The organism is Pseudomonas jinjuensis (assembly GCF_900103845.1).
In the GTDB taxonomy this organism is placed as follows: domain Bacteria; phylum Pseudomonadota; class Gammaproteobacteria; order Pseudomonadales; family Pseudomonadaceae; genus Pseudomonas; species Pseudomonas jinjuensis.
On the sequence record NZ_FNIJ01000004.1, the window covers coordinates 126,630 to 149,797 of the forward strand.

The 23,168-nt window shown below is 65.8% G+C and carries 21 protein-coding genes, 1 pseudogene and 2 riboswitches; of the genes and pseudogenes, 12 read left to right on the forward strand and 10 right to left on the reverse strand.

Annotated features, from left to right (window positions below; genetic code table 11):
• Nucleotides 1-3 precede the first annotated feature (3 nt).
• From BLR75_RS06970 to BLR75_RS06975, 3 genes are all read right to left on the reverse strand, one after another.
• Complete coding sequence (locus tag BLR75_RS06970; protein WP_084311915.1) at nt 4-690, reverse strand: cysteine hydrolase family protein; 687 nt, start codon at nt 688-690, stop codon at nt 4-6.
• Nucleotides 691-815: 125 nt separating this feature from the next.
• Nucleotides 816-974: a hypothetical protein gene (locus BLR75_RS26675; RefSeq protein ID WP_169720252.1), complete on the reverse strand. Its 159-nt coding sequence runs from the start codon at nt 972-974 to the stop codon at nt 816-818.
• A 68-nt stretch (nt 975-1,042) separates the two neighbouring features.
• On the reverse strand, nt 1,043-2,086 hold the full coding sequence (locus BLR75_RS06975) for an LLM class flavin-dependent oxidoreductase (protein ID WP_084311914.1): 1,044 nt from the start codon (nt 2,084-2,086) through the stop codon (nt 1,043-1,045).
• Between the two features lie 200 nt (nt 2,087-2,286).
• Between BLR75_RS06975 and BLR75_RS27315 the strand changes: the two are divergent.
• Nucleotides 2,287-3,375 (forward strand): annotated as a pseudogene (locus tag BLR75_RS27315) (cache domain-containing sensor histidine kinase); the annotation flags it as partial.
• A 129-nt stretch (nt 3,376-3,504) separates the two neighbouring features.
• A complete protein-coding gene (locus BLR75_RS27320; RefSeq protein ID WP_371858124.1) occupies nt 3,505-4,233 on the forward strand; it encodes a methyl-accepting chemotaxis protein in 729 nt (242 codons plus the stop codon).
• A 401-nt stretch (nt 4,234-4,634) separates the two neighbouring features.
• On the opposite strand, the gene BLR75_RS06985 is transcribed toward BLR75_RS27320, so the two are convergent.
• Nucleotides 4,635-5,120 carry a flavin reductase family protein gene (locus tag BLR75_RS06985; protein WP_084311912.1) on the reverse strand — a complete coding sequence of 162 codons (486 nt, stop codon included), beginning with the start codon at nt 5,118-5,120 and terminating at the stop codon, nt 4,635-4,637.
• A gap of 326 nt (nt 5,121-5,446) precedes the next feature.
• Between BLR75_RS06985 and BLR75_RS06990 the strand changes: the two genes are divergently transcribed.
• From BLR75_RS06990 to BLR75_RS07000, 3 genes are all read left to right on the forward strand, one after another.
• On the forward strand, nt 5,447-6,841 hold the full coding sequence (locus tag BLR75_RS06990) for a purine-cytosine permease family protein (RefSeq protein ID WP_084311940.1): 1,395 nt from the start codon (nt 5,447-5,449) through the stop codon (nt 6,839-6,841).
• 96 nt (nt 6,842-6,937) lie between these two features.
• Nucleotides 6,938-7,363: a VOC family protein gene (locus tag BLR75_RS06995; RefSeq protein WP_084311911.1), complete on the forward strand. Its 426-nt coding sequence runs from the start codon at nt 6,938-6,940 to the stop codon at nt 7,361-7,363.
• 250 nt (nt 7,364-7,613) lie between these two features.
• A complete protein-coding gene (locus BLR75_RS07000) occupies nt 7,614-8,906 on the forward strand; it encodes a tyrosine-type recombinase/integrase (protein WP_174688567.1) in 1,293 nt (430 codons plus the stop codon).
• Nucleotides 8,907-9,177: 271 nt separating this feature from the next.
• Here BLR75_RS07000 and BLR75_RS07005 read toward each other — a convergent pair whose 3' ends face one another.
• Complete coding sequence (locus BLR75_RS07005) at nt 9,178-10,080, reverse strand: enoyl-CoA hydratase (RefSeq protein WP_084311910.1); 903 nt, start codon at nt 10,078-10,080, stop codon at nt 9,178-9,180.
• 260 nt (nt 10,081-10,340) lie between these two features.
• A riboswitch (Fluoride riboswitch) is annotated at nt 10,341-10,403 on the forward strand.
• Between the two features lie 127 nt (nt 10,404-10,530).
• On the opposite strand from BLR75_RS07005, the gene crcB reads away from it, so the two are divergent.
• From crcB to BLR75_RS07020, 3 genes are read left to right on the forward strand one after another with little or no spacing between them, the layout of a single operon-like run.
• The gene (gene crcB / locus BLR75_RS07010; RefSeq protein WP_084311909.1) at nt 10,531-10,914 is read left to right on the forward strand and encodes a fluoride efflux transporter CrcB; all 384 of its coding nucleotides are present in this window, start codon (nt 10,531-10,533) and stop codon (nt 10,912-10,914) included.
• An 11-nt stretch (nt 10,915-10,925) separates the two neighbouring features.
• Nucleotides 10,926-11,270 (forward strand): DUF190 domain-containing protein, encoded by a 345-nt coding sequence (locus BLR75_RS07015; RefSeq protein WP_084311908.1) that lies wholly within the window; start codon nt 10,926-10,928, stop codon nt 11,268-11,270.
• Nucleotides 11,271-11,306: 36 nt separating this feature from the next.
• Complete coding sequence (locus tag BLR75_RS07020; protein WP_084311907.1) at nt 11,307-11,708, forward strand: GFA family protein; 402 nt, start codon at nt 11,307-11,309, stop codon at nt 11,706-11,708.
• A 7-nt stretch (nt 11,709-11,715) separates the two neighbouring features.
• Here the strand turns inward: BLR75_RS07020 and BLR75_RS07025 are convergent, their stop codons facing one another.
• The 5 genes from BLR75_RS07025 to peaA all read right to left on the reverse strand — a co-directional run bounded on the left by BLR75_RS07025 (nt 11,716) and on the right by peaA (nt 17,003).
• Nucleotides 11,716-12,135 carry a universal stress protein gene (locus tag BLR75_RS07025; RefSeq protein WP_084311906.1) on the reverse strand — a complete coding sequence of 140 codons (420 nt, stop codon included), beginning with the start codon at nt 12,133-12,135 and terminating at the stop codon, nt 11,716-11,718.
• Between the two features lie 179 nt (nt 12,136-12,314).
• Nucleotides 12,315-12,376, reverse strand: a riboswitch (Fluoride riboswitch).
• Between the two features lie 114 nt (nt 12,377-12,490).
• Entirely contained in the window at nt 12,491-13,597 is a 1,107-nt protein-coding gene (gene peaD, locus BLR75_RS07030) for a quinohemoprotein amine dehydrogenase subunit beta (RefSeq protein ID WP_084311905.1), read from the reverse strand.
• A 29-nt stretch (nt 13,598-13,626) separates the two neighbouring features.
• Nucleotides 13,627-13,944, reverse strand: coding sequence for a quinohemoprotein amine dehydrogenase subunit gamma (gene qhpC, locus BLR75_RS07035; protein ID WP_084311904.1), 318 nt, complete (start codon nt 13,942-13,944; stop codon nt 13,627-13,629).
• Entirely contained in the window at nt 13,941-15,374 is a 1,434-nt protein-coding gene (gene peaB / locus BLR75_RS07040; RefSeq protein ID WP_084311903.1) for a quinohemoprotein amine dehydrogenase maturation protein, read from the reverse strand. Before peaB ends, qhpC begins: the two co-directional genes overlap by 4 nt.
• Before the next feature lie 15 nt (nt 15,375-15,389).
• On the reverse strand, nt 15,390-17,003 hold the full coding sequence (gene peaA / locus BLR75_RS07045) for a quinohemoprotein amine dehydrogenase subunit alpha (RefSeq protein WP_084311902.1): 1,614 nt from the start codon (nt 17,001-17,003) through the stop codon (nt 15,390-15,392).
• A 457-nt stretch (nt 17,004-17,460) separates the two neighbouring features.
• On the opposite strand from peaA, the gene BLR75_RS07050 reads away from it, so the two are divergent.
• The 4 genes from BLR75_RS07050 (at nt 17,461) to BLR75_RS07065 (ending at nt 23,161) form a co-directional block, all read left to right on the forward strand.
• A complete protein-coding gene (locus BLR75_RS07050; protein WP_084311901.1) occupies nt 17,461-18,474 on the forward strand; it encodes a helix-turn-helix domain-containing protein in 1,014 nt (337 codons plus the stop codon).
• A gap of 138 nt (nt 18,475-18,612) precedes the next feature.
• Complete coding sequence (locus BLR75_RS07055; protein ID WP_084311900.1) at nt 18,613-20,364, forward strand: monovalent cation:proton antiporter-2 (CPA2) family protein; 1,752 nt, start codon at nt 18,613-18,615, stop codon at nt 20,362-20,364.
• A 162-nt stretch (nt 20,365-20,526) separates the two neighbouring features.
• Nucleotides 20,527-21,630, forward strand: a complete 1,104-nt coding sequence (locus BLR75_RS07060) for an AI-2E family transporter (RefSeq protein WP_084311899.1) — start codon at nt 20,527-20,529, stop codon at nt 21,628-21,630.
• Between the two features lie 10 nt (nt 21,631-21,640).
• The gene (locus BLR75_RS07065) at nt 21,641-23,161 is read left to right on the forward strand and encodes an efflux transporter outer membrane subunit (protein WP_084311898.1); all 1,521 of its coding nucleotides are present in this window, start codon (nt 21,641-21,643) and stop codon (nt 23,159-23,161) included.
• Nucleotides 23,162-23,168 lie beyond the last annotated feature (7 nt).

Consider the following 23,168-nt stretch of genomic DNA (forward strand, 5'->3'; position numbering starts at 1 on the left):
CGATCACTCCTGTACGCGGCGCGGCAGGCCGAGAGAGGCCTGCAGGTGGGCGATGGTGGCGACGAACTGCTCGGGGCGATGGGCGAACTGGTCCGGTTCCGTCGGTCGGCAGGACCGATACGGCATGCCGCCCAGAGCCCGCAGGTACTGCCCGGTGGAGAAGAGTTCGATGGCGTAGACCCAGTTGGCCATGATCAGCAGCGCGGCGTTGTGCGCCGCTTCGGTGGTGCTGGTGCAGGCGTCGGCGATGAGATCGACGCCATAGCCCAGGGCGAAGGCGTCCAGCACCGTGGCCAGCACACAGGCATCGGTGAGCACGCCGGCGACGGTCAGCCGGCGCGCGCCCAGTTCCCGCAAATGCCGGTCCAGGTCGGTGCGATGGAAGGCGCTGTAGCGTGGCTTGTCGATCACCCGGTCGCCGGGGCGGGGCGCCAGGCGCTCGATGATTTCCACCTGACGGGTGCCGGCGCGGTAGCCGAGCGGGCGGCCGCTGTCGTCCAGCGGTTCGCCCGGCGGCAGGTCGCTGCCGTCCGCCGCATTGAGGTGGCGGCTGTAGATGACGGGAATGTCGGCATTGCGCGCGGCTTCGAGCAATGCGGCGGTGTTGTCGACGACCTGCGACAGGGCGTGCAGGGGGAATCCGTCCTCCTGCTGCATGTCGATGACGAGGAAAGCTCGGTCTGTGTTCATGAGCAACTCTTGTTGTTGTTCGGCCATGAGTGCGCGGCGACGGGCAGCATCGGCCAGGCGCACCAGGGCGCCGTGGCGTGACGACGCGATGTCGGACGCGGGCGAATTTCAGCGGTAGGAGTTGATCAGCGGACTATCTGCCAGAAGCCGTTCTGCTTGGCGGTGACCGAGGAGCGCAAGCGCTTGAGGAAGAGGCGGGTGGGCGTCCACTTGCCGCGCAGATAGGCCATGGCGGCCCCGGGCAGTGGCTTGCAGGTACAGAGGGTGATGCCTGTCTGGTACATGGCGTTCTACCACTCGTGGGTTGGTGAAAGGCGGCCGGATCGCCCGATCCGGCCGCCTGCAGCATGACTCAGCGGAACGCCGGCACCACGTGCTTGATGAAGAGTTCCAGGGACTTCTTCTTCTCCGCATGGGACAGGCTGTTGTCGGCCCAGAAGCTGAACTCGTCGACGCCCAGCTCCTGGTAGTGGCGGATGCGCGCGATGATTTCTTCCGGGGTGCCGATCATGGTGTTCTTGCGGATGTTCTCCAGCTCGAACTCCGGGCGGTCCTTGAACTTCTCTTCCGGGCTCGGCGGGAGGATGCCGTTGACCGGGGTCTGCTTGTTGCCGAACCAGGCGTCGAAGGTGCGGTAGAAGCGCGAGATGGCGGCGGCGCCGACCTTCCAGCCGTCCGGGTCGTCGGCGCTGTGCACGTGGGTGTGGCGCAGTACCATCAGTTGCGGACGCGGCACGCCGGGGTTGTTGGCGAGGGCAGCCTCGAACTTGTTCTTCAGGTCGACGACTTCCTCGTCGCCCTTCATCAGCGGGGTGACCATCACGTTGCAGCCGTTGGCCACGGCGAAGTTGTGCGAATCCGGGTCGCGGGCGGCGATCCACATCGGCGGCGTCGGCTTCTGGATCGGACGCGGCGAGGAGGTGGAGACGGGGAACTTCCAGATCTCGCCGTCATGGGCGACGTCGCCCTGCCACAGCGCCTTGACCACCGGAACCATCTCGCGCAGAGCCTGGCCGCCGCTGGTAGCGGGCATGCCGCCGGCCATGCGATCGAATTCGTACTGGTAGGCGCCACGGGCCAGACCCACTTCCATGCGGCCATTGCTGATCACATCGAGCAGGGCGCATTCGCCGGCCACGCGGATGGGGTGCCAGAAGGGCGCGATGATGGTGCCGGCGCCCAGGCGGATGGTGGTGGTGCGGGCGGCCAGGTAGGCGAGCAGCGGCATCGGGCTCGGCGAGATGGTGTATTCCATGGCGTGGTGCTCGCCGATCCACACGGTGCCGAAACCGCCGGCTTCGGCCATCAGGGTCAGCTCGGTCAGATCTTCGAAGAGCTGGCGGTGGCTGACCTGCTCGTCGTAGCGCTCCATGTGCACGAACAAAGAGAATTTCATGTCGCTTACCTCGAACCTTTCTTGTTTCCGGCATGGCAGCCGGCGGGTGGGATGCGCAGGCACGCATCGCTGCTTTCGGGGGCTGGCGTGGAGCAGGGCAGGTGGCCATCTCGACGCCGGGGTTCCGCTGCATATTGGTATACCATAATATGGGATGTCTGCAAGGCGTTTCTACCCAAAGAAGACCAAGGGAATTAAGGATGAACCTCAAACAAAAACTGATCCTCGCCTTTTCCACCATCGCCAGCCTGCCGGTGATCCTGGTCGCCGTGCTGGTGATCCTCAACCTGCGCGGCGAGGCGCGGGACAGCTTCATCGACGGCAGCGGGCGCGAGATCCGCCAGGTCGAGAACGCCATGCAACTGTTCTTCGACGGCATCACCCAGAACGTCGAGTACCTCGCCAATCACCCACAGCTCGCGGCGATCGATGGCGAGCTCAAGCAGTACATCGGCGCCGACGCGGCGCAGCGCCCGGCCGGCGAGCTGGACCAGCGCGTCTTCGAGCTCTTCACCGGCCTGGCCCGGAGCCACCCGGACTACGCCTACGTGTCCCTCGGCACCCGCGAGGGCGGCTACAGCTTCTGGCCGGGCGACGACAAGCTGGCCAACTACGACCCGCGCACCCGTCCCTGGTACCAGGCGGCCATGGCCCAGCCGGGCAAGACCCTGCGCACCAGGGCCTATTACTGGGCGGCGGACAAGGTGGTGCTGGTGAGCAGCGTGCGCACCTTCGCCAACCAGTTCGGCCCGCAGGGCGGGGTGGTCAACATCGACGTCTCGCTCAAGCGCCTGACCGACATCGTCAAGGCCATCCGCCTGGGCGACAGCGGCTACCTGATGCTGATGGAAGGCGATGGCACCATCCTGGTCGACCCGCATGAGCCGGGGAACAGCTTCAAGCCGCTGGGCGACCTGGGCGGCGACTTCCAGCGCCTGGCCAGTGCGCAGAAGGGGCTGGTGGAAGTCCGGATCGACGGCGAGCCTTACCTGGCCAACGTCTGGCCGTCCGAGGCCCTCGGCTGGCGCTTCGTCGGCCTGATCAAGCAGAGCGAGGTGATGAGCTCGGCGACCCGCCTGACCTGGAGCATCGCGCTGATCGCGGTGATCATCGCCCTGGTCTTCGCCGGCCTCGGCGCGCTGTTCGCCGGCCTGGTGGTGCGCCCGGTGCGCGCGGTGGCCGCCGGCCTGGAAGGTATCGCCCATGGCGACGGCGACCTCACCGGCCGCCTGGACGTTCGCGGCCGCGACGAGACGGCGCAGCTCGCCGGCTGGTTCAACCAGTTCCTCGATGCGATCCGCCGCCTGGTGCAGAACATCGGCGCCGCCGCCGGCAGCATCCACCAGAGCTCCGGCAGCAGCAGCGAGACCTCACAAGCCCTGGCCGACGCCGCCGCCCGCCAGCGCGAGGCGGTGGACATGGTTTCCACCGCGTTCAACGAGATGGTGATGACCGCCAACGAGGTGGCGCGCTCCTGCAGCCAGGCGGCGACGTCCGCCGACAGCGGCCAGCGCCAGGCCCACGACGGCCAGCAGCAGATCGACGAGGCGGTGGACAGCGTCGGCCGCCTGAGCGAGGAAATCTCCCACTCCGCCGACGCCATGCGCCAGCTGGAGCAGGACAGCAACGACATCCAGTCGATCCTCGGCACCATCCGCTCCATCGCCGAGCAGACCAACCTGCTGGCGCTCAACGCCGCCATCGAGGCCGCCCGCGCCGGCGACCAGGGCCGCGGTTTCGCCGTGGTGGCGGACGAGGTTCGCGCACTGGCGCGGCGCACCGCGGAATCCACCGGCGAGATCGACGAACTGCTGGGCAACCTGGCCCGCCGCACCCACGACACCGGCCGGCAGATGCAGGCGAGCCTGGAAGCCTCGCAGCGCACCGTCGGCTCGATCCGCGAGGCCCGCGCCTGCTTCGGCGCGATCCGCGAATCGGTGGACGTGATCCGCGACATGAACGCCCAGATCGCCACCGCCGCCGAGGAACAGCATCAGGTGGCGGAGGAGATCAACCGCCACATCAGCCAGATCCACCGCGACGCCCGGGAAGTCGCCGGGCTGGCCGAAGCCACCCGGGGCGATGCGCAGACCTTGAGCGGGTTGTCGGATGAGCTGAACCGGCTGGTGTCGCGGTTCAGGACCTGATGGGAAAAGGGCTCGCGATTGCGGGCCGCTTTTCGGGTCGAAACATCTGGCGAATGAAGCGGAACGCTTCATCCGCCGATAAGGCCGTGCCGATGGAATGGCGGATAACGCTGGCGCGTTATGCCCTACGTGGCTGCTCATGGCCCGCTTGACGCCATACCTGTAGGAGCCAGCTTGCTGGCGATTGTCGTGTTCTCCTTCCACGCCGACGTTGAGGGAAAACCTGGATCGCGAGCAAGCTCGCTCCTACAGGTTCTGTGCGTGTTTCAGGCGCGGCGCGACTCCGCGTAGGAGCGGACCATGCCCGCGAGCGGGGCGCATGGTGCGCCTAGCGATGGGAGCGACAGGAAAACAAAAAAAGCCCCCGCGAGGGGGGCAAGGGAAATCGAATCGGGGAAGACTCAGGCGAACGCCTGCAGCGCGCCCATCTTTCCGCGGCAATAGATCATCGGCACCACTTCCTGCTCCGGCACGATCAGGTTCTTCACCGCGCCGACCAGGATGGCGTGGTCGCCGCCTTCGTATTCGCGCCACAGCTCGCACTCGATGATGGCGGAGGCGTTGGGCAGCAGGGGGTTGCCCAGTTCGCTGAGGGTCCAGTCGATGCCCTGGGCCTTGTCCTTGCCCTTCCTGGCGAAGGCATAGGCTTCGTCGCGCTGCTCGGCGGAGAGCAGGTGGATGGCGAAGCGCCCGTTGCGGATCAGCACCGGATAGGAATCGGAACTGTAGTTGGGGCAGAACAGTACGAGGGCCGGATCCATGGACAGCGAGCTGAAGGCGCTGGCGGTCAGCCCGACCACCTGGCCGTCGTCATCCAGGGTGGTGATGACGGTGACGCCGGAAGGGAAGGAGCCCATGACTTGTTTGTAGGCATTGGTATCGATCATTGCGGGTACCTATCGGGGCAGGCGGCTGCGACCGGCAGCTCGTACGTGTCTGATGGTATACCGTAATACCTGCAATGCAAGCACTATTTTTCAGCGCCGAAATTTTCTCCGACGAATGACGGAAATCGGGCTGAAGGCCAATAACGACGGGCCTTCATGATGGCGGGGGAGGAGGGCCTGATACTCTCCTGATACGCTTTTTTCGGTCTCGGCTGTACTGAAGCATCTTGCCTGAACTTTGGAATACCATAATATGGTGCGCGCCGAAGGGGCGACCAAGGCTCTCGGCAATGGCTTCCTACAAAGACAACAAGCAAGGCAAGACGATGTCCGAGAATTCCCAGCAGACGCTGATCGAGAACCATACCGTCGACTACGTGCCGCCAGCCGAGCGCCACGGCCGGGCGCGCGACCTGTTCACGCTCTGGTTCAGTACCAATATCGCGCCGCTGCCCATCGTCACCGGGGCCATGGTGGTCCAGGTGTTCCACCTCGACCTGCTCTGGGGGCTGCTGGCCATCGCGCTGGGGCACATGCTCGGCGGCGTCTTCATCGCCCTGGCCTCGGCCCAGGGGCCGCAGATGGGCATCCCGCAGATGGTCCAGAGCCGCGGCCAGTTCGGCCGCTACGGCGCGCTGCTGATCGTGTTCTTCGCCGCGATCATCTATGTCGGCTTCTTCATCTCCAACATCGTCCTGGCCGGCGAATCGATCCACGGCATCGCGCCGTCGGTGCCGATGCCGGCGGCCATCATCATCGGCGCGATCAGCGCGACCGCCATCGGCGTGATCGGCTACCGCTTCATCCATACCCTCAACCGCATCGGCACCTGGGTGATGGGCGGGGCGCTGCTGGCCGGCTTCGCCTGGATCTTCTGCAGCGAGCTGCCGGCGGACTTCTTCAGCCGCGGCGGCTTCAACCTGTCGGGCTTCCTCGCCACCATCTGCCTGGGCACCATCTGGCAGATCAGCTTCTCGCCCTACGTATCGGACTACTCGCGCTACCTGCCGGCCAGCGTCGGCATCGCCCGGCCGTTCCTGGCGACCTACGCCGGCGCCTGCCTGGGCACCATCCTGTCGTTCAGCTTCGGCGCCGTGGCCGTGCTGGCGACCCCGGAAGGCACCGAGGCGATGGCGGCGGTCAAGCAGGCCACCGGCGTGCTCGGCCCGGTGCTGATGCTGCTGTTCCTGCTCAACATCATCAGCCACAACGCCCTCAACCTGTACGGCGCGGTGCTGTCCATCGTCACCTCGATCCAGACCTTCGCCGGCAGCTGGACGCCCAGCGTGCGCGTGCGGGTGGTGCTCTCGGCGGTGGTGCTGGCCGGCAGCTGCGTGATGGCGCTGGGCGCCTCGGCCAACTTCATCTCGCACTTCATCGGCCTGATCCTGGCGCTGCTGATCGTCCTGGTGCCCTGGGCCTCGATCAACCTGATCGACTTCTACCTGATCAAGCGCGGCCGCTACGACATCGCCTCGATCTTCAAGGCCGACGGCGGCATCTACGGGCGCTTCAACATGCACGCGATCACCGCCTATTTCCTCGGCATCCTGGTCCAGCTGCCGTTCGCCAACACCGCGCTCTACGTAGGCCCCTACGCCAACTACATCGACGGCGTGGACCTGTCCTGGCTGGTCGGGCTGCTGGTGACCTGCCCGCTGTACTACTGCCTGGCGACCCGCGGCAAGGAGCCGGTAGGGGCGTTGCGACTGGCGGAGTGATAGCGCGGGGCGCCATCTGGTCCATCATGAAAGGCATGCCGCAACTCGAGGGCATGCCTTTCGCGCTTCCATGACGAGCAAAAAACGGAGCCACAGATGAGCCTTTCTCCCTTCCATCTTGCGATCCCCGTCTACGATCTTCCCGCCGCGCGCAAATTCTACGGCGAGGTGTTCGGCCTGGAAGAAGGCCGCTCCAGCGCCCAATGGGTCGACTTCAACTTCTACGGCCACCAGTTGGTCATCCACGAGCACCCGAAAACCTCATCGCAGGACAACGCACACTGCAATCCGGTCGACGGGCACGACGTGCCGGTGCCGCATTTCGGCATCGTGCTGGAATGGGATCAGTGGGAAGCCCTTGCCGAACGCCTGAAGTCCTTCGACATCCAGTTCGTCATCGAACCCTACATCCGCTTCAAGGGGCAGGTTGGCGAGCAGGCCACCATGTTCCTCTTCGACCCCTGTGGCAATGCGCTGGAGTTCAAGGCGTTCAAGGACATCGGCCAGCTTTTCGCAAAGTGAACGATCTGCTGTTCATGTCGCCGGGGTTGATCACGGAGCATTTCCAATGCGACGGAGACTCCAGCGTGAACAGCAATAGAGCCCGCGAAACCCATGCGAACATGGATTCAAGCAGCCGGTTCGACCTGGGCGGCTGGAAAAAGAGGGATGCAATATCCGATAATCACCAGACCCGGATATTGTATATTGCAGCTTTCCGGGCCGCGTCCCCGGCTTCCTCATCCGTGTCTTCACAAGGATTCCCATCAGCATGCCGCAACACCCGCAGCCGCTTTTCGAAACCTTCGATCGCTTCCACGAGCTCAACTTCCTGCATCTGAGCGCCGAGCTTCCCGTCGTGCGCGATTACCTGAAGGATTTCGCCGACGACGTCCAGGCCGTCGAAGGCTATCTCGCAGTGCGTGGTTTCCTGAAGTCATACGCTGGCAACGAAGCCACGTTCAATTCGTACCGGACCCACGTCGAGCGCCTGTTGCTCTGGGGACTGCTGATCGCCCGCAAGCCGCTGCTGGAATTCCGCCGCCGCGACGCCGAGGCCTTCATGGAGTTCTGCCTGAATCCACCGGCCGACTGGATCGGCCCGGTGGTCAAATCGCGGTTCTCCCGTGTCGGCGGCCGCAAGAAGCTGGAATCCGATACCTACGTGGTCAACGAGAACTGGCGGCCGTTCAGCAGTACCGTCGCCAAGCGCGAACGCAAGATCGCCGCGGAAACTTTGAGCGAGGTTCCCGAACGTCCGTACAAGATGTCCCAGGGTTCGGTGGCCCAGGTATTCGCCGTGTGCGGCAGCTTCTTCCAGCACGCCATCGACGAAGGTCTCACCGAGGTCAATCCGTTCCGCGCGGTCAAGCAGAAATCCGTCTACAAGCAGCGCAACACGCTGGACGTCTCTGCGCGCTCGCTGACCCAGCTGCAATGGAGCTACGTCATCGAGACGGCGGAAATGATGGCCGCGGAAGACGAAGACCACGAACGCACGCTGTTCATCGTGGCCACGCTGTTCGCCATGTACCTGCGGGTCTCCGACCTGGTCGGCCGCGACAACTGGGAGCCCTGCATGGGCGATTTCCGCCGGGACACCATGGGCAACTGGTGGTTCCACGTGGTCGGTAAAGGCAACAAGGCGGCCAAGATCAGCGTCCGCGACGACTACATCCAGAACTACCTGGCGCGCTACCGCCGACACCTGCAGCTGCCTTCCCTGCCCTCGCCCCACGAGAAATTCCCGCTGATCGGCACCCTCTCCGGCCGCGGCGGCCTCTCCGACCGCCACATCCGCCTGCTGCTGCAGGAAGTCTTCGACCGCTCGCTGAAACGCATGGCCGAGGAAGGCTGGAGCGAGGACGAGATCGACCAGCTGCGCTCGGCGTCCCTGCACTGGCTACGCCACACCTCGGCCACCTTCGACGCCCCGCATCGCGACATGAAGGACCTCCAGGCCGACCTGCGCCACAACAGCCTGAGCACCACGCAGAACACCTACTACAACTCGCTGGATGAGCAACGGGCACATTCGATCAAGCATCTGAAGCTGAAGAACTGAGCGTTCGCCCTGATATTTTCTGCCCCCCGACGCCAGACCTGTAGGAGCCAGCTTGCTGGCGATCCTAGTGTTATTGGAAAACTCGGTGTCGCCGGATGGCTCGGCTGATCGCCAGCAAGCTGGCTCCTACGAAGAGCGGTACCGCACTGATCGATCCGCGTTCGGATGTACAGATGTAGGGCGAATGAAGCGGAACGCTTCATCCGCCGATGGGGCCGTGCCGACAGGATGGCGGATAACTCTGGCGTGTTATGCACCCTACGCTACGGCTTTACCCCTTGGCCTCGTCGCTCGGCTCGGTTTCCGTCACCGGCTTCTTCACATGCCCCTTGGCCGTCGCCAGGAACGCCGGATCGGCCAGGGTGCCGTACTGCAGCAGGTTGTGGTTGTGGCAGATCTGGTGCAGGGCGAAGGCGGTGTTCATGCCGCTCACCCGGCCGGCGGCGTCCTGCACGCCGTTGACCGCTTCCTTGGCCAGCTTGAGGGCGAAGGCCGGTTTCTGCGCGATGTTCTGCGCCAGGGCCAGCGTGGCTGCGGCCAGGTTCTCCAGCGGCACCACCTTGTTGACCATGCCCAGGCGCCAGGCTTCGTGGGCGTCCATCCAGCCCGAGGTGAAGAGGAATTCCTTGGCCTGGCGCACGCCCATTTCCCAGGGATGCACGAAGAATTCGGCGCCGCTGATGCCCATGCTGACGGTGTTGTCCATGAACCGCGCGTTGTCCGCGGCGATGATCAGGTCGCACGGCCAGGCCAGCATCAGGCCGCCGGAAATGCATTTGCCCTGCACCTGCGCGATGGTCGGCTTGGGGATGTTGCGCCAGCGCTCGCTCAGGCCGATGTAGATCTCCTTCTCGCGGGACATCTGCGCCTCGGCGCCGGCGCAACCGAAACCGCACCAGGTGCCGACCGTCTGCCACTCGTCCATGGCTCCTGCCGGGTTTTCCTCGCCGAACTGGTGGCCCGCCGAGAAGTCCGGGCCGTTGGCGGCGAGGATGATGACCTTGATCTCCTTGTCGGCGCAGGCGCGGTCGAAGGCGTCGTTCAGTTCGTAGAGCAGATGGGTGTCCTGGGCGTTGCGCTTTTCCGGCTTGTTCAGGCTGATCCGGGCGACGTGCGCGGCAGGCACTTCATAGGTGATCCAGCGGGGTTCGTCGTGCCGTTGGTATTTCTTCATCTTGTTTTCTCGCTTCAGTCGGTTGTGGAGCGGTACCAGTTGCAGCTTTCGGGGCGAACGAGCCGCATCTTGGCATGGCCGGAATGCGGCCACAGTCACTCTTTCGAACTAAAAGGAGTCGCTGCCACAGGCAGTTCACGGCAAGGGTCATATGGCTTAGGCGCCGATCTGCATGCGCAGGTCTTTGGCGAATCGGCGTAGGGAGTTTCCATGCCCGCTGTAGTCCCCATCTTCCGGGATACGTAGGAATGGTGCTACCTTTCGCGCAAGGAGATGGCATTCCTCCTCATAACCGCCCCCGTGCTGATGATGCCTACGTGAACCCTGGACAGGGTGCGTAGTCATGTGTCCTGTCCTCTTGCAGAAGGAACGGACCATGACCACAGCGCAGCACTTCTCACGACTCTCCCCATCGAACCAGCCCGAGCCCTCCCGTGGAGGTCGTCCGGCATGCTGAAATCCGTCATCGCAATCGCCCTCGGCGCCTCGCTGGGAGCCCTGCTGCGCTGGGTTCTCGGCATGCAGCTGAATGCCCTGTTCCCGACCATCCCGCCGGGCACCTGGGCCGCCAACATGGTCGGCGGCTACATCATCGGCCTGGCGGTGGCCTTCTTCGCCGCCAATCCCGCCCTCAGCCCGGAATGGCGGCTGCTGATCATCACCGGCTTCTGCGGCGGCCTGACGACCTTCTCGACCTTCTCCGCCGAGGTCGTGACGCTGCTGCAGACCGGCCGCCCGGCGTGGGCGATCGGCCAGATCGCCATCCATGTCGTGGGGTCCCTGCTGGCCACGATGGCGGGACTCCTGACCTATCCCATGTTCAGCGGACGCTAGGAGACGCAACCATGCAAGGCTACCTGGTGACCTTCTTCACCCACCAAAACCGCCGCCACGGCGGCAAGCCGATCACCGACTGGCTGGTCGAGCTGGCCAAGGGCATGAAGCTCAAGGGCGCCACCCTGGTCGTCGGCGCCGAGGGCTTCGGCCACGGGGGGCGGCTGCATTCCTACCACTTCTTCGAACTGGCCGACCAGCCGGTGGAAGTCTGCCTGGCGGTGACGGAGGAGGAATGCGAGCGGCTGTTCGAACGCCTGGATTCCGAGGACCTGGCGCTGTTCTACGTGAAGACGCCCGTGGAGCTGGGCACCGTGGGCAGGCGCAAGGTGGAACGCGAAGACGGTTCGTCCTGAGCGGCTTCCTTTTTATCGACCGAGGGATTTGTCCGGATGCCCGAGTTCTTCCACGGCAGCTGCCTGTGCGGCGCTGTCGAATACCGCTTGTCGACGCCGCCGAAGGCGCTTTCCCACTGCCATTGCAGCCAGTGCCGGAAAGGCCACGGCGCGGCATTCGCCAGCTACGCCAGCGTGCCGCGCGACAATCTGCAGTTGCTTCGCGGAGCCGACCGGCTCAGGTCCTACCGCTCCTCCGCAACGGTGCTGCGCCAGTTCTGCGGCGACTGCGGTTCGTCACTGTTCTGGTCGGACTCCGCGGGCGACTACAGCGACTGGATATCCATCGCCCTGGGCACTCTGGACAGCGACTTCACCGCGGCCAGGCAGAAGCACCTGCATGTCGCCTCGCGCGCCTGCTGGTACGCCATCGAGGATCACTGGCCGCAGTTCCAGTGAGTGCCTCTCATCCGCGAATGACCGTCACCGCACACGGCGCGTGGTCGATCACCTGCCGCGCCACCGAGCCGAGCAGCCAGCGCTCGAAGTCGGAATGGCCACGATGGCCGACGACGATGTGGTCGATGGCGTTCTCTTCCGCGTAACGCACGATCTGCTCGGCGGGCCGCCCCACCGAGACATGGGTTATCGGACGGTCCCCGACCGGCAGGCGGTTGTAGCCGAGCAGACGGATCGCATGCTGGAAATGCGCCCGCGAGCGCTCGATCACCGCCTCCGTCTCGACCTCGTCGCCGAACTCGGGCGGCTGCGCCACCGACAGGATGTACAGGTTGGCCGCGAAGAACTCGGCCAGCTCGTTGGCGAAGTTGAGTGCCAGGGTGGCGGCGGCCGATGCGTCGTAGGCCACCAGGATTCGCTTGATCATCGCCTGCCTCCTCTGCGTCGCTCGACGGCAGGGTCGTGTACGGGCCTCCCCACCGGCAAACGGCCGGGCCGGGTGGAAGGAGACGGAGGAAGCAGCGGGGAAAGGTCGTGGCTCATGGCGGCTATCCGTGGGCAGGTGGATGGATAGCCAGGCATGCACCTGCGCCACCCATGTCGGGTTCGCACGCAGGCATCGTCAGGCGGAGGGCGGTTCGAGGAGGAATGCCCTCTCCTTTTACAAGGACATTAGCAAAATACCGGGGGATTTCACGGCATTGACCGCCTCCGGGCCGGCATGCCGATCAGCGGTTCCAGCGGCAGCCTGCCGAGGGGACGCGCCCCTCGGCAGGACACCCTCAGCGATGCACCACGCGCAGCGAGGTCAGCACCTGATCCCCTCCCCCAGGGATCATGATCCTGCCCTTCTGTTCCAGTGTCTCGGAGTCGTACACGGCGATGTCGTCGATGGTGCCGCCGATGTACAGCTCCTTGCCATCGCTGGAGACGTTGACGTTGTAGTAGGTGTGGTCGAGGTCGACACGCTTGAGCAGCTTCCCGGTATTCACGTCGGTCTTGGTCAGCTGGGTGTAGACGGTATAGGCCTCGTTGCGCCGCACCGGGTTGATCGCGGTGGAGAACAGCACCACCGAGGCATCCTCGAACTCGGAGAAACGCACCTTGTCCTTCTCCAGGTCCAGGGCCCAGATGCCGGCCTTCTGGGTGGTCTTGCCGCTGGCGTCGGTGTGGTTGATGTAGTACGGCGTGGCGAACTCGTTGGTCTGTTCGAACTGCGGCCAGATCGCCAGCGTATCCGGCTCGCCGAAGCCCTCGCGGCTCCAGCTGCGCCACGGGTGGCGGCCGATCTCCCTGCCGGTCTTCGGGTCGAGCGCCAGCATGTCCCAGCTGAAGGCGTAGAGGCGCTTGTAGTCCGGCGAATAGATCAGCGACGACACGCGGCGCGGCACCTTGAGCTTGCGCAGCGGCTTGGCGTGCACGCCGCTGGCGGTGTCGAAGATGGCGATGTACGGGTCCTGCACGTGGTATTCGCCCGGCAGCAGCTGGGTCTCGTTGACGAACACCGCCAGTTCCCTGCCATCCGGGCTCAGGTCGATGGCATAGGGCGCCTTGGCCCGCGTGCCGGGGCTGGACAGGTCGGCGCGGAACACTTCCTTGCCGCTATCCAGGTCGATGCCGGAAACGCTCTCCCAGCGGTTATGGATGACATAGGCGACCTTGCCGTCGCGCGATGCCACCAGCGCGCCGGGGCTGTTGCCCATGGAGGTGTTGGGGATGTGGTGGGTCTTCACCACCTTGCGCGCCTCGGGGTCGACCAGCAGCACCAGGTTCGGGCGCGCGGCGGTGACCAGATAGTCCCTGGCCGCCGCCATCTGGCTGATCAGGCCGAGGGTGATGGCGCCCAGGGTGAAGGCCATGCGCAGGGCCGGATGTTTCTTCTTGTTCATATGACTTCCTCTAGCCGAAAGGGCATGGATCACTTGGGGAAGACCGCCTGCAGCTTCGCCCAGTCGTGGGGAGCCGAGTCGTTGCCGGTGCTCCAGTCCGGATAGGTGTGCAGCGTGTCCGGCACCTGCGCCGGCCACCAGCAGGGATCGGAGCAGCCGTAGAGGTCCGCCTCCATCGGCTGGCAGAGCCCGGCGACGCCGAGGAAGGGATCGACTTCCCAGCCCGGGTCGAAGGTAGTGGCGCAACCGGCCACCGCGGACATGGCGACGACTTCCTCGGTCTCGCCCTTCTCCATCGCCACCTCGACCTGGCGGGCCTTGGCGTTCATCGGTTTCATGTGGTTCATGGCTGGACACTCCGGGTGCTTAGGTGCTGTTTGAAGAAGAGCGGGTTCTTCTGCAGGATCTCCATGTAGATCTCGATGCCGAAGTCCACCCACTCGCGCATCAGGTCGCAGTAGTGGTAGGTCGGCGACAGCGGGTCGCCGAAGTGCGCGTAGGACTCGTGGTAGCAGCCACCGGCGCAGAGATTGCGGATGCGGCAGGTGGAGCAGCCCTTGTCGGCGCGGCTGGTGGCGCCTTCGAGGAAGCTGCCCAGCGCCTCCTTGGCGATCCCCTCGTCGACGTTGCCGAAGCGCGGCATGTCCGAGCCAGTGAAGCGGTGGCAGAGGTTGAGATCGCCCTTGTGATCCACCGCCAGCAGCCCGACGCCCGCGCCGCAGGGCAGCGCCTTCTTGCGCCCCTCGTAGAGGTCGCTCATCAGCTGGTGCATGTTGGAGAAGCCGTTGTTGCGCCCCTCCAGCGCCGCATCGCGGTAGGCGCGGCCCAGCTCCATCATGTTGTCGAAGACCTGACGCAGCTCCTCCTTGCCGAGGTTGAACACCGTCACCGGCCCGGACGTGGCAGGCGCCACGCCGACTTCGAAGAAGCCGAGGTCGTTCTTCAGGTGCTCGTGGATGGCGACCACGTCGGTGAAGCCCGCGGTCAGCGTCACCCGCACGCCCACCGGCTTGGAGCGATAGCGCTCCAGCAGCATGCGTGCCTTGGCCGCCACCACCGCATAGGTGCCCTGCCCGCTCACCGTGATGCGCCGGCGGTCGTGCACGGCCTGCGGGCCGTCCATGCTGATGGAGATGCCGAAGCGATGGCTGTCGAGGTAATCGACGATCTCCTCGGTGAGCATGGTGGCGTTGGTGGTCATGGAGAAGTCGACCTGCTTGCCCTCCTCCGCGCAGCGCCGCTCGGCGTACTCGACGACCTGCTTGATCAGCGGCAGGTTGGTCAGCGGCTCGCCGCCGAAGAAGATCACGTTCAGCCGCTCATGGGCCGCGCCTTCGACGAGCAGGAGCTCGATGCTCTTGCGCGCCGTTTCGAAGTCCATCTTGCGACCCTTGTTCGGGACCGTCAGGTCCTCCTTGTAGCAATAGGTGCAGCTGAGGTTGCAGCCGGTGTTCACGTTGAGCACCAGGGTGCTGAGCGGGAACTCGCGGATCTGCACCTGCATGCCGGCGTCAGGCGCAGCCGGCTGTTCGCCGAGGATCGACAGTTCGCGGAAGCTCTCCAGCGTCTGCGCCAGATCGGTTGGCGGCGCCGCGTCGGCGAAGCGTTCGCGCACGCTGTCGAAGGACACCTGTTCGTTCTCCTTGAGGAAATCGATCAGCGAGGTGCCCAGCTCATCCAGTTCGAAAATGCCGCTGGAGGGGATGTGGAACAGCACCCGCCGCCCTTCCAGCGCCACGTCATGAAAGCTGTAGCGGTTCACATAAAGCGCGCTCATGGCATCGCTCCTCGGTCAGCGGATCGGCGGGTCATTCCACCGCTGCACGGTCACCACCAGCTTCTTGCTGGCCTTGACCTGCTGTCCGGCATCGTCGACGACGGCAGTGACCTTCAGCTCACCGGCGTTGTTGGTGCCGAACTTGCGCTCGGGGTTGGGACCGGCGTCGCCGGGGATGAACAGGCCGTCCGGCTGCAGGGTCCCGGCGAAGCGGTCGTCCTGCATCTTTTCCGCGTAGGCGTTGAGGTTGCTGACCGACCAGTTGGCGGGCATGTAGCCGAGGCGGATGTCGTCCGCGGTGCCCTTCCTGCCATCCGGGCCGACGCTGTAGCCGACGGTCTCCAATTGCACCGGAATCTTCGGCCGCACGCCGCCGTTGCCGCCGACGTTGGCCATCGCCTGTTCCGGCTCGATCTGCAGGTAATCCACCTTCTGGTACACGGCCAGGCCGTTCTCCAGGCTGGCGTCGCCGACGCGGATGGTCTGCGCGCGCGCTGCGGCGCCGTCGGCGGCACGGGCTTCCACCACCAGCTTGTCGGGAGACTGTTCCAGCACCTTGCTGACCTCGACGCCGCTGCCGAGATCCGCATCGCCGGAAAGATTGCTGCCGTAGAGGGTGATGCGCTGCGTCGCGCCGGACCTGATGTAGCTCGGCTCGGCCATGAGCAGGCGCGCCGTCGCGCCCTTGCCGCTGCGCACCGCCTGCAGCCTGCCGCCGATGGAATCGACGCCCGCCTTGTGCCAGCGCCCGGCCAGGGTCTGGCCGTCTTCCGAGAGGGTGAACACCTGCACCACGTCCTCGCCGCCCTGTCTGACCGAGGCGCGCCATTCGTAGCCGGTGTAGAGGATCGCCTTGCCTTCGGCGCTTTCCTGTTTGCCGTTGGCGTAGGTCAGCTGCATTTTCAGCCGGTAATGGTCGTTGCCGTCGGCCTCGATGGTGGCGTCGCCCTCGTAGGCGCCCCAGCCCGGACGATGCCCGGCGATGCGCCAGTTGCCTGCGACGTCGGCCTTCTCGTGCTGCAGCCACTTGTTCCAGGCTTCGCTCTGGTAGGGGTAGAGCTTGCCGAGGGCCTTGGGCATCTGCTGCGAGGCGATTTCCCACCAGTTGCGGTCGCGGCCGCTGGCCTGGATCTCGATGGTGGGGAACTGGCCGACATGGAAGTGCGCGAGCTTGCGCCAGTCGTCCTCGGTGCGCCGTTGCAGGGCGATGCGCCCGTAGGAATGGCAGCGCGCGCAGGTGGCGGCGACCAACTGGTCGTCCGGCGTTTCCACCAGGGCGTAGTCGCGCTCCAGCAGGTAGCGCCGCCCGGCGGTCTCCTCCGGCGCCAGGCCGTGGGTATCGGCCAGGTACTTCACCAGCGCCTGGCGTTCTTCCGGGGTGACTCGCACGCCATGGGCCACGATCATCCGGCCGATGGTCATGTCCCAGCCTTCGGGCGTGCGCCGGGACTGGTCGATACGGTTCATGCCCTGCTCTTCCAGGGGAAGGTGGCAAGCCATGCACTTGCCGTTCAACAGCGCCTTGGGATCGGGTGTGGAATCCGCATGGACAGCCAGCGGCGACATCGCCAGCGCGACTGAAAATGCGAGAGTCCGCAGGGGGAATGGGTATGCACTGCGCATGCGCATTGGTGGCTCCCTTGTTCTTGTTGGGGTGGGTAGCGCACGCCGACGGGCGCCGGAGAGGGGTTCCGGCCACGGGTGGGTCGGCGTCGGGAAAACGTTACGGCGCGGGTGTTGGGGAGGGATATCGGGTTTCGGCAAGAGGCGGCGCGGGGGTATCGGGAATCGGCAAGACAGGCATTGCCTCCGAACGTGGATCGATCAATGCGGTACGGCTCTTCGTAGGAGCCAGCTTGCTGGCGATCAGCCGAGCCATCCGGCTACTCCGGGTTTTCTGATAACGCCAGGATCGCCAGCAAGCTGGCTCCTACCGGTATGTGCAGTTCCAGCTCCCACCTATCAAGAATCGGCAACACCAGCGACCATCCGGCCCGGCAAACTTGCATGGAGCCAGATGTTTCAAAATACTTCGGAAGGCGCCAGAACGATTCCAGAACAAGAAGCCTGAACAAGGGTGCTAGCCATGTCCTGTACGACTGCCATCCACGGCCGAAGTGAAAAAACTCCCCCCATCGCCTACCAGACCATAGAAACCCGCGACGTCTTCCAGCAGGCCGAATGCCTGCGCAAGTGGGAGCAGAACTACATCCAGATCGGTGGCGGCACCTTCTCCGGACTGCTGAAGGAGCTGTCGCTGGGCGGCATCCAGCTGTTCCGCGAATCGATGGACAAGGCCGTCGACGAGCAGGGAAAACCCTGGCCGAACAGCTTCGCCATCGGCGTGCCGGTGGAGGTCGTCGGCGATGGCTACTGGTGCGGCGACCGGCTTTCGCGGAACTCGATATTTTCCCTGCGGCCGAATTCCGAGCTGAAATTCCGCACGCCCGACTATTCCGACATCTACGTGGCGGTGCTGGATATCGACAGCCTGGAAAGCTATTCGGACCTGATAGAGGAGACCAGCCTGGAGCGGATTCTCACCCTCAGCGGCGTGGAGGAAGTTCCGGAGCGGCTGAGCGATGCCTTCCGGGCAAGCTTCGACAGCGTGCTGCAGTCCATCGAGTCGAATCCGGGCATCCTCGACTCCGGCCTTTCCCAGCGGGTCCTGCTGAACGACCTGATGCAGCACGTCTTCGGCGCGCTGGTGGCGCTGAACAGGATCGAGCCCCATGGCCGCAGGCAGTTCGTCCATCGCTACATCGTCGAGCGCGCCCGCGAATACATCCTGTCGCGCAAGGAGGAGCCGCCAACCGTGCTGGAAATCTGCCAGGAACTGAAGGTGAGCCGCCGGACGCTGCACTACGGCTTCATCAAGGTGCTGGGCATCAACCCCGTGACCTTCCTGCGCTACCTGCGGCTCAATGGCGCCCGGCAGGACCTGCTCTCCTCCGACGCCCTCACCATCGGCGAAATCGCCGCCCGCTGGGGTTTCTGGCACATGGGCATGTTCGCCTCCTACTACCGGCAACTGTTCGGCGAAACGCCCTCGGCGACCCTCAGGAGCAAACCTGAGCCCCACGTGGTGTGCTGGAACTAGCCCCCGCCCTCTCCCTCTGTCGCGAAATGCGAAACTTTTCGCGCAACTCCCGCTGCGCCAACTAGATTTTTCCGGAGGACATGCAGCAGGCCCCGATGCACCAGTGCCGGGGCGGCCACCAGCCCCCGGGAGAGAGCTATGCCGCACCATGGAAGTCTGCTCCAGGCGACAGTGATCTTCCTGCTCGCGGTGGTGGTACTGGTGCCGCTGGCCCAGCGTTCGAGGCTCGGCGCCGTTCCGGGCTATCTCCTGGCCGGCATCCTCATCGGACCTTCGGTGCTGGGGCTGGTCGACAACCCGCAGAACGTCGCCAGGCTCTCGGAAATGGGCGTGGTGATGCTGCTCTTCATCATCGGCCTGGAACTGTCGCCGCGCCGTCTGTGGATGATGCGCCGCTCGCTGTTCGGCGTCGGCCTGCTGCAGGTGGCGCTGACCGCCGTGGTGCTCGGCGCGATCGCGGCCCTGCTGTTTTCCCAGTCGTTCAAGGCGGCGGCCGTGCTCGGACTGGGGCTGGCGCTGTCGTCGACCGCCTTCGGCCTGCAGATGCTCGCCGAACGCAAGGAACTGAGCAGCGCCCACGGCCGCCTGTCGATCGCCATACTGCTGTTCCAGGACATCGCGGCGATCCCGCTGATCGCGCTGGTGCCGCTGCTGGGCGGCGGCGACGGTGCGGACGGCACCAGCCCGCGCGAACTAATCGGCGTGGTGGCCGCCATCGCCGTGGTCATAGTCGGCGGGCGCTACCTGCTGCGTCCGGCGTTCGGCTGGGCGGTCAGTTCCGGGCTGCGCGACCTGTCCACCGCCACCGCCCTGCTGGTGGTCCTCGGCACCGCCTGGCTGATGGAACAGGTCGGGGTCTCCATGGCCCTGGGCGCCTTCGTCGCCGGCGTGCTGATGGCGGAATCGGAATACCGCCATGAAATGGAATCGCAGATCGAGCCCTTCAAGGGGCTGTTCCTCGGCCTGTTCTTCGTCGGCGTGGGCATGTCCGCCGACCTGCGCCTGCTGTTCGACGCCCCCCTGGCGATCATCGGGCTCGCCCTGCTGCTGGTCGGCATCAAGCTGCCGCTGCTCTACGGGATCGGCCGGCTGACAGGCGGCCTTACCCATGCCGGCGCCATGACCATGGGCATCGTCCTCGCCTCGGGCGGCGAATTCGCCTTCGTGGTGTTCCAGCTGTCACTGGCGCATCGCCTGCTGGATCAGCAGGTCCACGACATGATGGTGCTGGTCATCACCCTCTCGATGGCGCTGACGCCGCTGGTGATGATCGCCCTGTCGCGCCAGTTGCGCGCCGCTCCGGCGAAAGCCGAGGTGGCGCGGGAGCAGCCGGAAGTCGAGGACGAGCCGCGGGTGGTCATCGCCGGCATGGGCCGCATGGGCCGCATCGTGGCGCGCCTGCTGCAGGCCCAGGAGATTCCTTTCGTGGCCCTGGATACCGCGGTGGTCGCCCTCGGGCGCAACAGCCGGGAATCCATTCCCACCTTCTATGGCGACCCGACCCGCCCGGAAATCCTCCACGCGGCCAAGGTGGGCAGCGCGGAGCTGGTCGTGGTCTCCACCGACGATCCGGAGATCAATCTCAGGACCGCCGAACTGATCGCGCGGCTCTACCCCTCGGTCAAGGTGATCGCCCGGGCGCGCAGCCGCCAGCAGGTGCTGCACCTGCTGGACGTGGGCGCGACCCCGGTCAGGGAAACCTTCTACTCCAGCCTGGAAATGGGCCGTCGCGCGCTGGTCGCCCTCGGCCTCAGCGAGGACCAGGCCACGGCCCGGGTGAGGCGCTACCAGAAACAGGACGAGGACGCCCTGCGCGAGCAGCACCGGGGGCGTGCGGAGAAGCCGGGGGAAGAAACACCGGCGGGCAGCGGGCAGGACGACGAGGAATGACGCTGCCGGCAAGGGACGGCGGGTGGATGCCGTACTCGCCGGAGCGGGATCGGGGAAGCGTAGGCGGCCATTGGCGGCCCCTCGCACAGCAGTGAACGGAGTTGCGCAAGGCTGCCGGAGCGCCGGAAGCCTGGCCGCGCGAACACGCCTGGAGGCAGACAGATGCAGCCCAATTTCAAGCTGGACAGCAACCTTTCGCGGGGACTTCTCGACATCTTCATCAAGGCCGGCCTGATCGCCGCGCTGGTGATCTTTTCCTTCCAGGTGTTCCAGCCCTTCCTCGAACTGATGCTCTGGTCGGTGATCCTGGCGGTGACCATGTATCCCTTGCTGCAGCGGCTCAAGCGCAGGCCCGGCCTGCGCGACGGCCATGCCGCGACCCTGATCGTGCTGGTGGCGCTGCTGATACTGATCGCGCCGATCTACCTGATGGTGATGTCGATCACCGAATCCCTGGAAAGCACGGTGGCGCTTCTCCGGAGCGGGACCTGGCGGCTGCCGGCGCCGCCCGACGCGGTCGCCGGCTGGCCGCTCATCGGGCCGCAACTGCACGGATTCTGGCTGGGGGCCTCCAGCGACCTGACCGACACCCTGCACAAGCTGCTGCCCCATCTCAAGGGCTCGGGGCGCGTGCTGCTGGGTGCGCTGGCGAGCCTCGGCGCGACCTTCCTGATGTTCATCGCCGCGATGATCATCGCCGGCATCATCATGGCCTTCGGCGAGAACGGCGAGCGCAGCTCCCTGCGCATCGCCACGCGCATTTCCGGCGCGGAGCGCGGGCCGCGGATCGTCGCGTTGTGCTCGGCCACCATCCGCGCGGTCGCCCAGGGCGTGGTCGGCATCGCCTTCATCCAGATGCTGCTGATCGGCGTGGGTTTCGTCGTCAAGGGCGTGCCCGCGGCGGGCATGCTGGCGATCGCCGTGCTGCTGCTCGGCATCGTCCAGTTGCCGGCGACGCTGATCACCGTCCCGGTGATCGCCTATGTCTTCGCCACAGAGGGCTTCACCGCGGCGACCATCGTCTTCGCCATCTACACCTTCGTCGCCGGGCTGGCCGACAACGTGCTCAAGCCGCTCCTGCTCGGGCGCGGCGTGGACGTGCCCATGCCGGTGGTGCTCATCGGCGCCCTCGGCGGCATGGTGGTGAAAGGCGTCATCGGCCTGTTCATCGGGCCGGTCATCCTGGCGGTCGCCTACAACCTGTTCTGGCAGTGGGTCGACGACCAGGTGCCGGACGTCGAATCCGACACCGGGGAGCAGGGCTGAGCCCGTCCCCATGCCTGTGCGCGCCAGACCGCTCGCCATCCTCCTGCTCGGCGCAGCCGCGGGCTGCACGCAGGTGGGGCCCGACTTCCAGCCGCTGCAGGCGCCCTGGACGAGCGGCTGGAGCACGCCGTCGCTGGAGCAGGCCAGCCAAACCGATGCCCGGCCGGACCATCGGCAGTGGTGGACGGTGTTCGCCGATCCGACCCTCGACGCATTGATCGACGAGGCCGAGGCCGGCAACACCGGCTTGCGGGTGGCCGGCCTGCGGGTGCTGGAGGCCCGCGCCCAGCTCGCGATCGCCACCACCGGACGCTATCCGCAGCTGCAGCAGCTGCGCGCCGACAGCATCTATCTCAAGCGTGACCAGTCGGGTGCGCCGATCGCGCGGGATTCGGAGTTCTGGCAATCCAGCGTCGGTTTCGACATCGCCTGGGAAATCGACTTCTGGGGCCGCTTCAGCCGCGCCATCGAGGCCGCCGACGCGGCCTGGTTCGCCTCCCGGGCCAACTACGAGGATGCCCTGGTGCTGCTGCGCGCGCAGGTCGCCGACACCTACTTCGCCCTGCGCACCGCCGAGGCGCGGCTGGACATCGCCCGCGAGAACGCCCGCCGGCAGGAACGCAGCCTGCAGATCACCGAGCGGCTGTTCCGGCACGGCGAGAACGACGAACTCGACTGGCAGCAGGCCAGGACCCAGTACCTCGCCACCCTGGCGACGATTCCCGAATTCGAGAACCAGGTGAACGCCCTGGGCAATGCGCTGGCCACGCTGATCGGCCGTCCGCCTGGGCCGATGCCGGAGCTGGCCGCCCGCCATGGGCAGATCCCCCTGCCCGACCGCGCCGTCCTGCAGGACGTGCCGGCGAACCTGCTGCAGCGGCGCCCGGACATCCGCGCCAGCGAGGCCGCCGTGGCCGCGCAGTCGGCGCTGGTCGGGGTGGCCGAGGCCGACCTCTACCCTGCCCTGACTCTGGTCGGCAGCATCGCCTGGACCTTCGTTTCCGCCAGCGATGTGCCCGACGCCATGGACATCGCCGCCGGCCCGAGCCTGCTGTGGAACCCGTTCGACTACGGCCGGCGGAAGAACGCCGTGCGCGTCGAGGATGCCCGCCTGCAGCAGCTGATCGAGGCCTACCAGCAGGATGTCCGCGAGGCCGCGCGGGAGGCCGACGACGCCGCCAACGGACTGCTGAAGTTCAGCGAGAGCGCGCGCATCCGCCAGGACTCGGCGGACGCCGCCCAGCGCTCGCTGAACCTGGCCACCGCGCAATATCGCGAGGGCTTCGCCGACTTCCAGCGGGTGCTGGATGCCCAGCAGATCCTCCTGCAACAGCAGGATGGCTATCTGGTCAGCCGCGGCAACGCCGTGAGCAGCCTGATCGCCCTCTACCGCGCCCTGGGCGGCGGCTGGGAAAGCGACAGGCCGCTGGTCGAGCCGCAGGTCCGGGCGCAGATGCGCGGGCGCACGGACTGGGGCGAACTGCTGGACGAGCAGGAAACGGATGCATCCAGCCCACAAGGACCGAGGTAGAACGAAC

Bases quoted from the DNA above. Each gene is read 5' to 3' on its own strand.
- peaA (WP_084311902.1), bottom strand. From the start codon at position 17,003: ATGCGCATGCGCAGTGCATACCCATTCCCCCTGCGGACTCTCGCATTT.
- BLR75_RS06985 (WP_084311912.1), bottom strand. From the start codon at position 5,120: ATGATCGATACCAATGCCTACAAACAAGTCATGGGCTCCTTCCCTTCC.
- BLR75_RS06995 (WP_084311911.1), top strand. From the start codon at position 6,938: ATGAGCCTTTCTCCCTTCCATCTTGCGATCCCCGTCTACGATCTTCCC.
- BLR75_RS07025 (WP_084311906.1), bottom strand. From the start codon at position 12,135: ATGATCAAGCGAATCCTGGTGGCCTACGACGCATCGGCCGCCGCCACC.
- BLR75_RS07060 (WP_084311899.1), top strand. From the start codon at position 20,527: ATGCAGCCCAATTTCAAGCTGGACAGCAACCTTTCGCGGGGACTTCTC.
- BLR75_RS26675 (WP_169720252.1), bottom strand. From the start codon at position 974: ATGTACCAGACAGGCATCACCCTCTGTACCTGCAAGCCACTGCCCGGG.
- peaD (WP_084311905.1), bottom strand. From the start codon at position 13,597: ATGAACAAGAAGAAACATCCGGCCCTGCGCATGGCCTTCACCCTGGGC.
- BLR75_RS07055 (WP_084311900.1), top strand. From the start codon at position 18,613: ATGCCGCACCATGGAAGTCTGCTCCAGGCGACAGTGATCTTCCTGCTC.
- BLR75_RS06990 (WP_084311940.1), top strand. From the start codon at position 5,447: ATGTCCGAGAATTCCCAGCAGACGCTGATCGAGAACCATACCGTCGAC.
- qhpC (WP_084311904.1), bottom strand. From the start codon at position 13,944: ATGAACCACATGAAACCGATGAACGCCAAGGCCCGCCAGGTCGAGGTG.
- crcB (WP_084311909.1), top strand. From the start codon at position 10,531: ATGCTGAAATCCGTCATCGCAATCGCCCTCGGCGCCTCGCTGGGAGCC.
- BLR75_RS07005 (WP_084311910.1), bottom strand. From the start codon at position 10,080: ATGAAGAAATACCAACGGCACGACGAACCCCGCTGGATCACCTATGAA.
- BLR75_RS06975 (WP_084311914.1), bottom strand. From the start codon at position 2,086: ATGAAATTCTCTTTGTTCGTGCACATGGAGCGCTACGACGAGCAGGTC.
- BLR75_RS27320 (WP_371858124.1), top strand. From the start codon at position 3,505: ATGGTTTCCACCGCGTTCAACGAGATGGTGATGACCGCCAACGAGGTG.
- BLR75_RS07050 (WP_084311901.1), top strand. From the start codon at position 17,461: ATGTCCTGTACGACTGCCATCCACGGCCGAAGTGAAAAAACTCCCCCC.
- BLR75_RS07065 (WP_084311898.1), top strand. From the start codon at position 21,641: ATGCCTGTGCGCGCCAGACCGCTCGCCATCCTCCTGCTCGGCGCAGCC.
- BLR75_RS07015 (WP_084311908.1), top strand. From the start codon at position 10,926: ATGCAAGGCTACCTGGTGACCTTCTTCACCCACCAAAACCGCCGCCAC.
- peaB (WP_084311903.1), bottom strand. From the start codon at position 15,374: ATGAGCGCGCTTTATGTGAACCGCTACAGCTTTCATGACGTGGCGCTG.
- BLR75_RS06970 (WP_084311915.1), bottom strand. From the start codon at position 690: ATGAACACAGACCGAGCTTTCCTCGTCATCGACATGCAGCAGGAGGAC.
- BLR75_RS07000 (WP_174688567.1), top strand. From the start codon at position 7,614: ATGCCGCAACACCCGCAGCCGCTTTTCGAAACCTTCGATCGCTTCCAC.
- BLR75_RS07020 (WP_084311907.1), top strand. From the start codon at position 11,307: ATGCCCGAGTTCTTCCACGGCAGCTGCCTGTGCGGCGCTGTCGAATAC.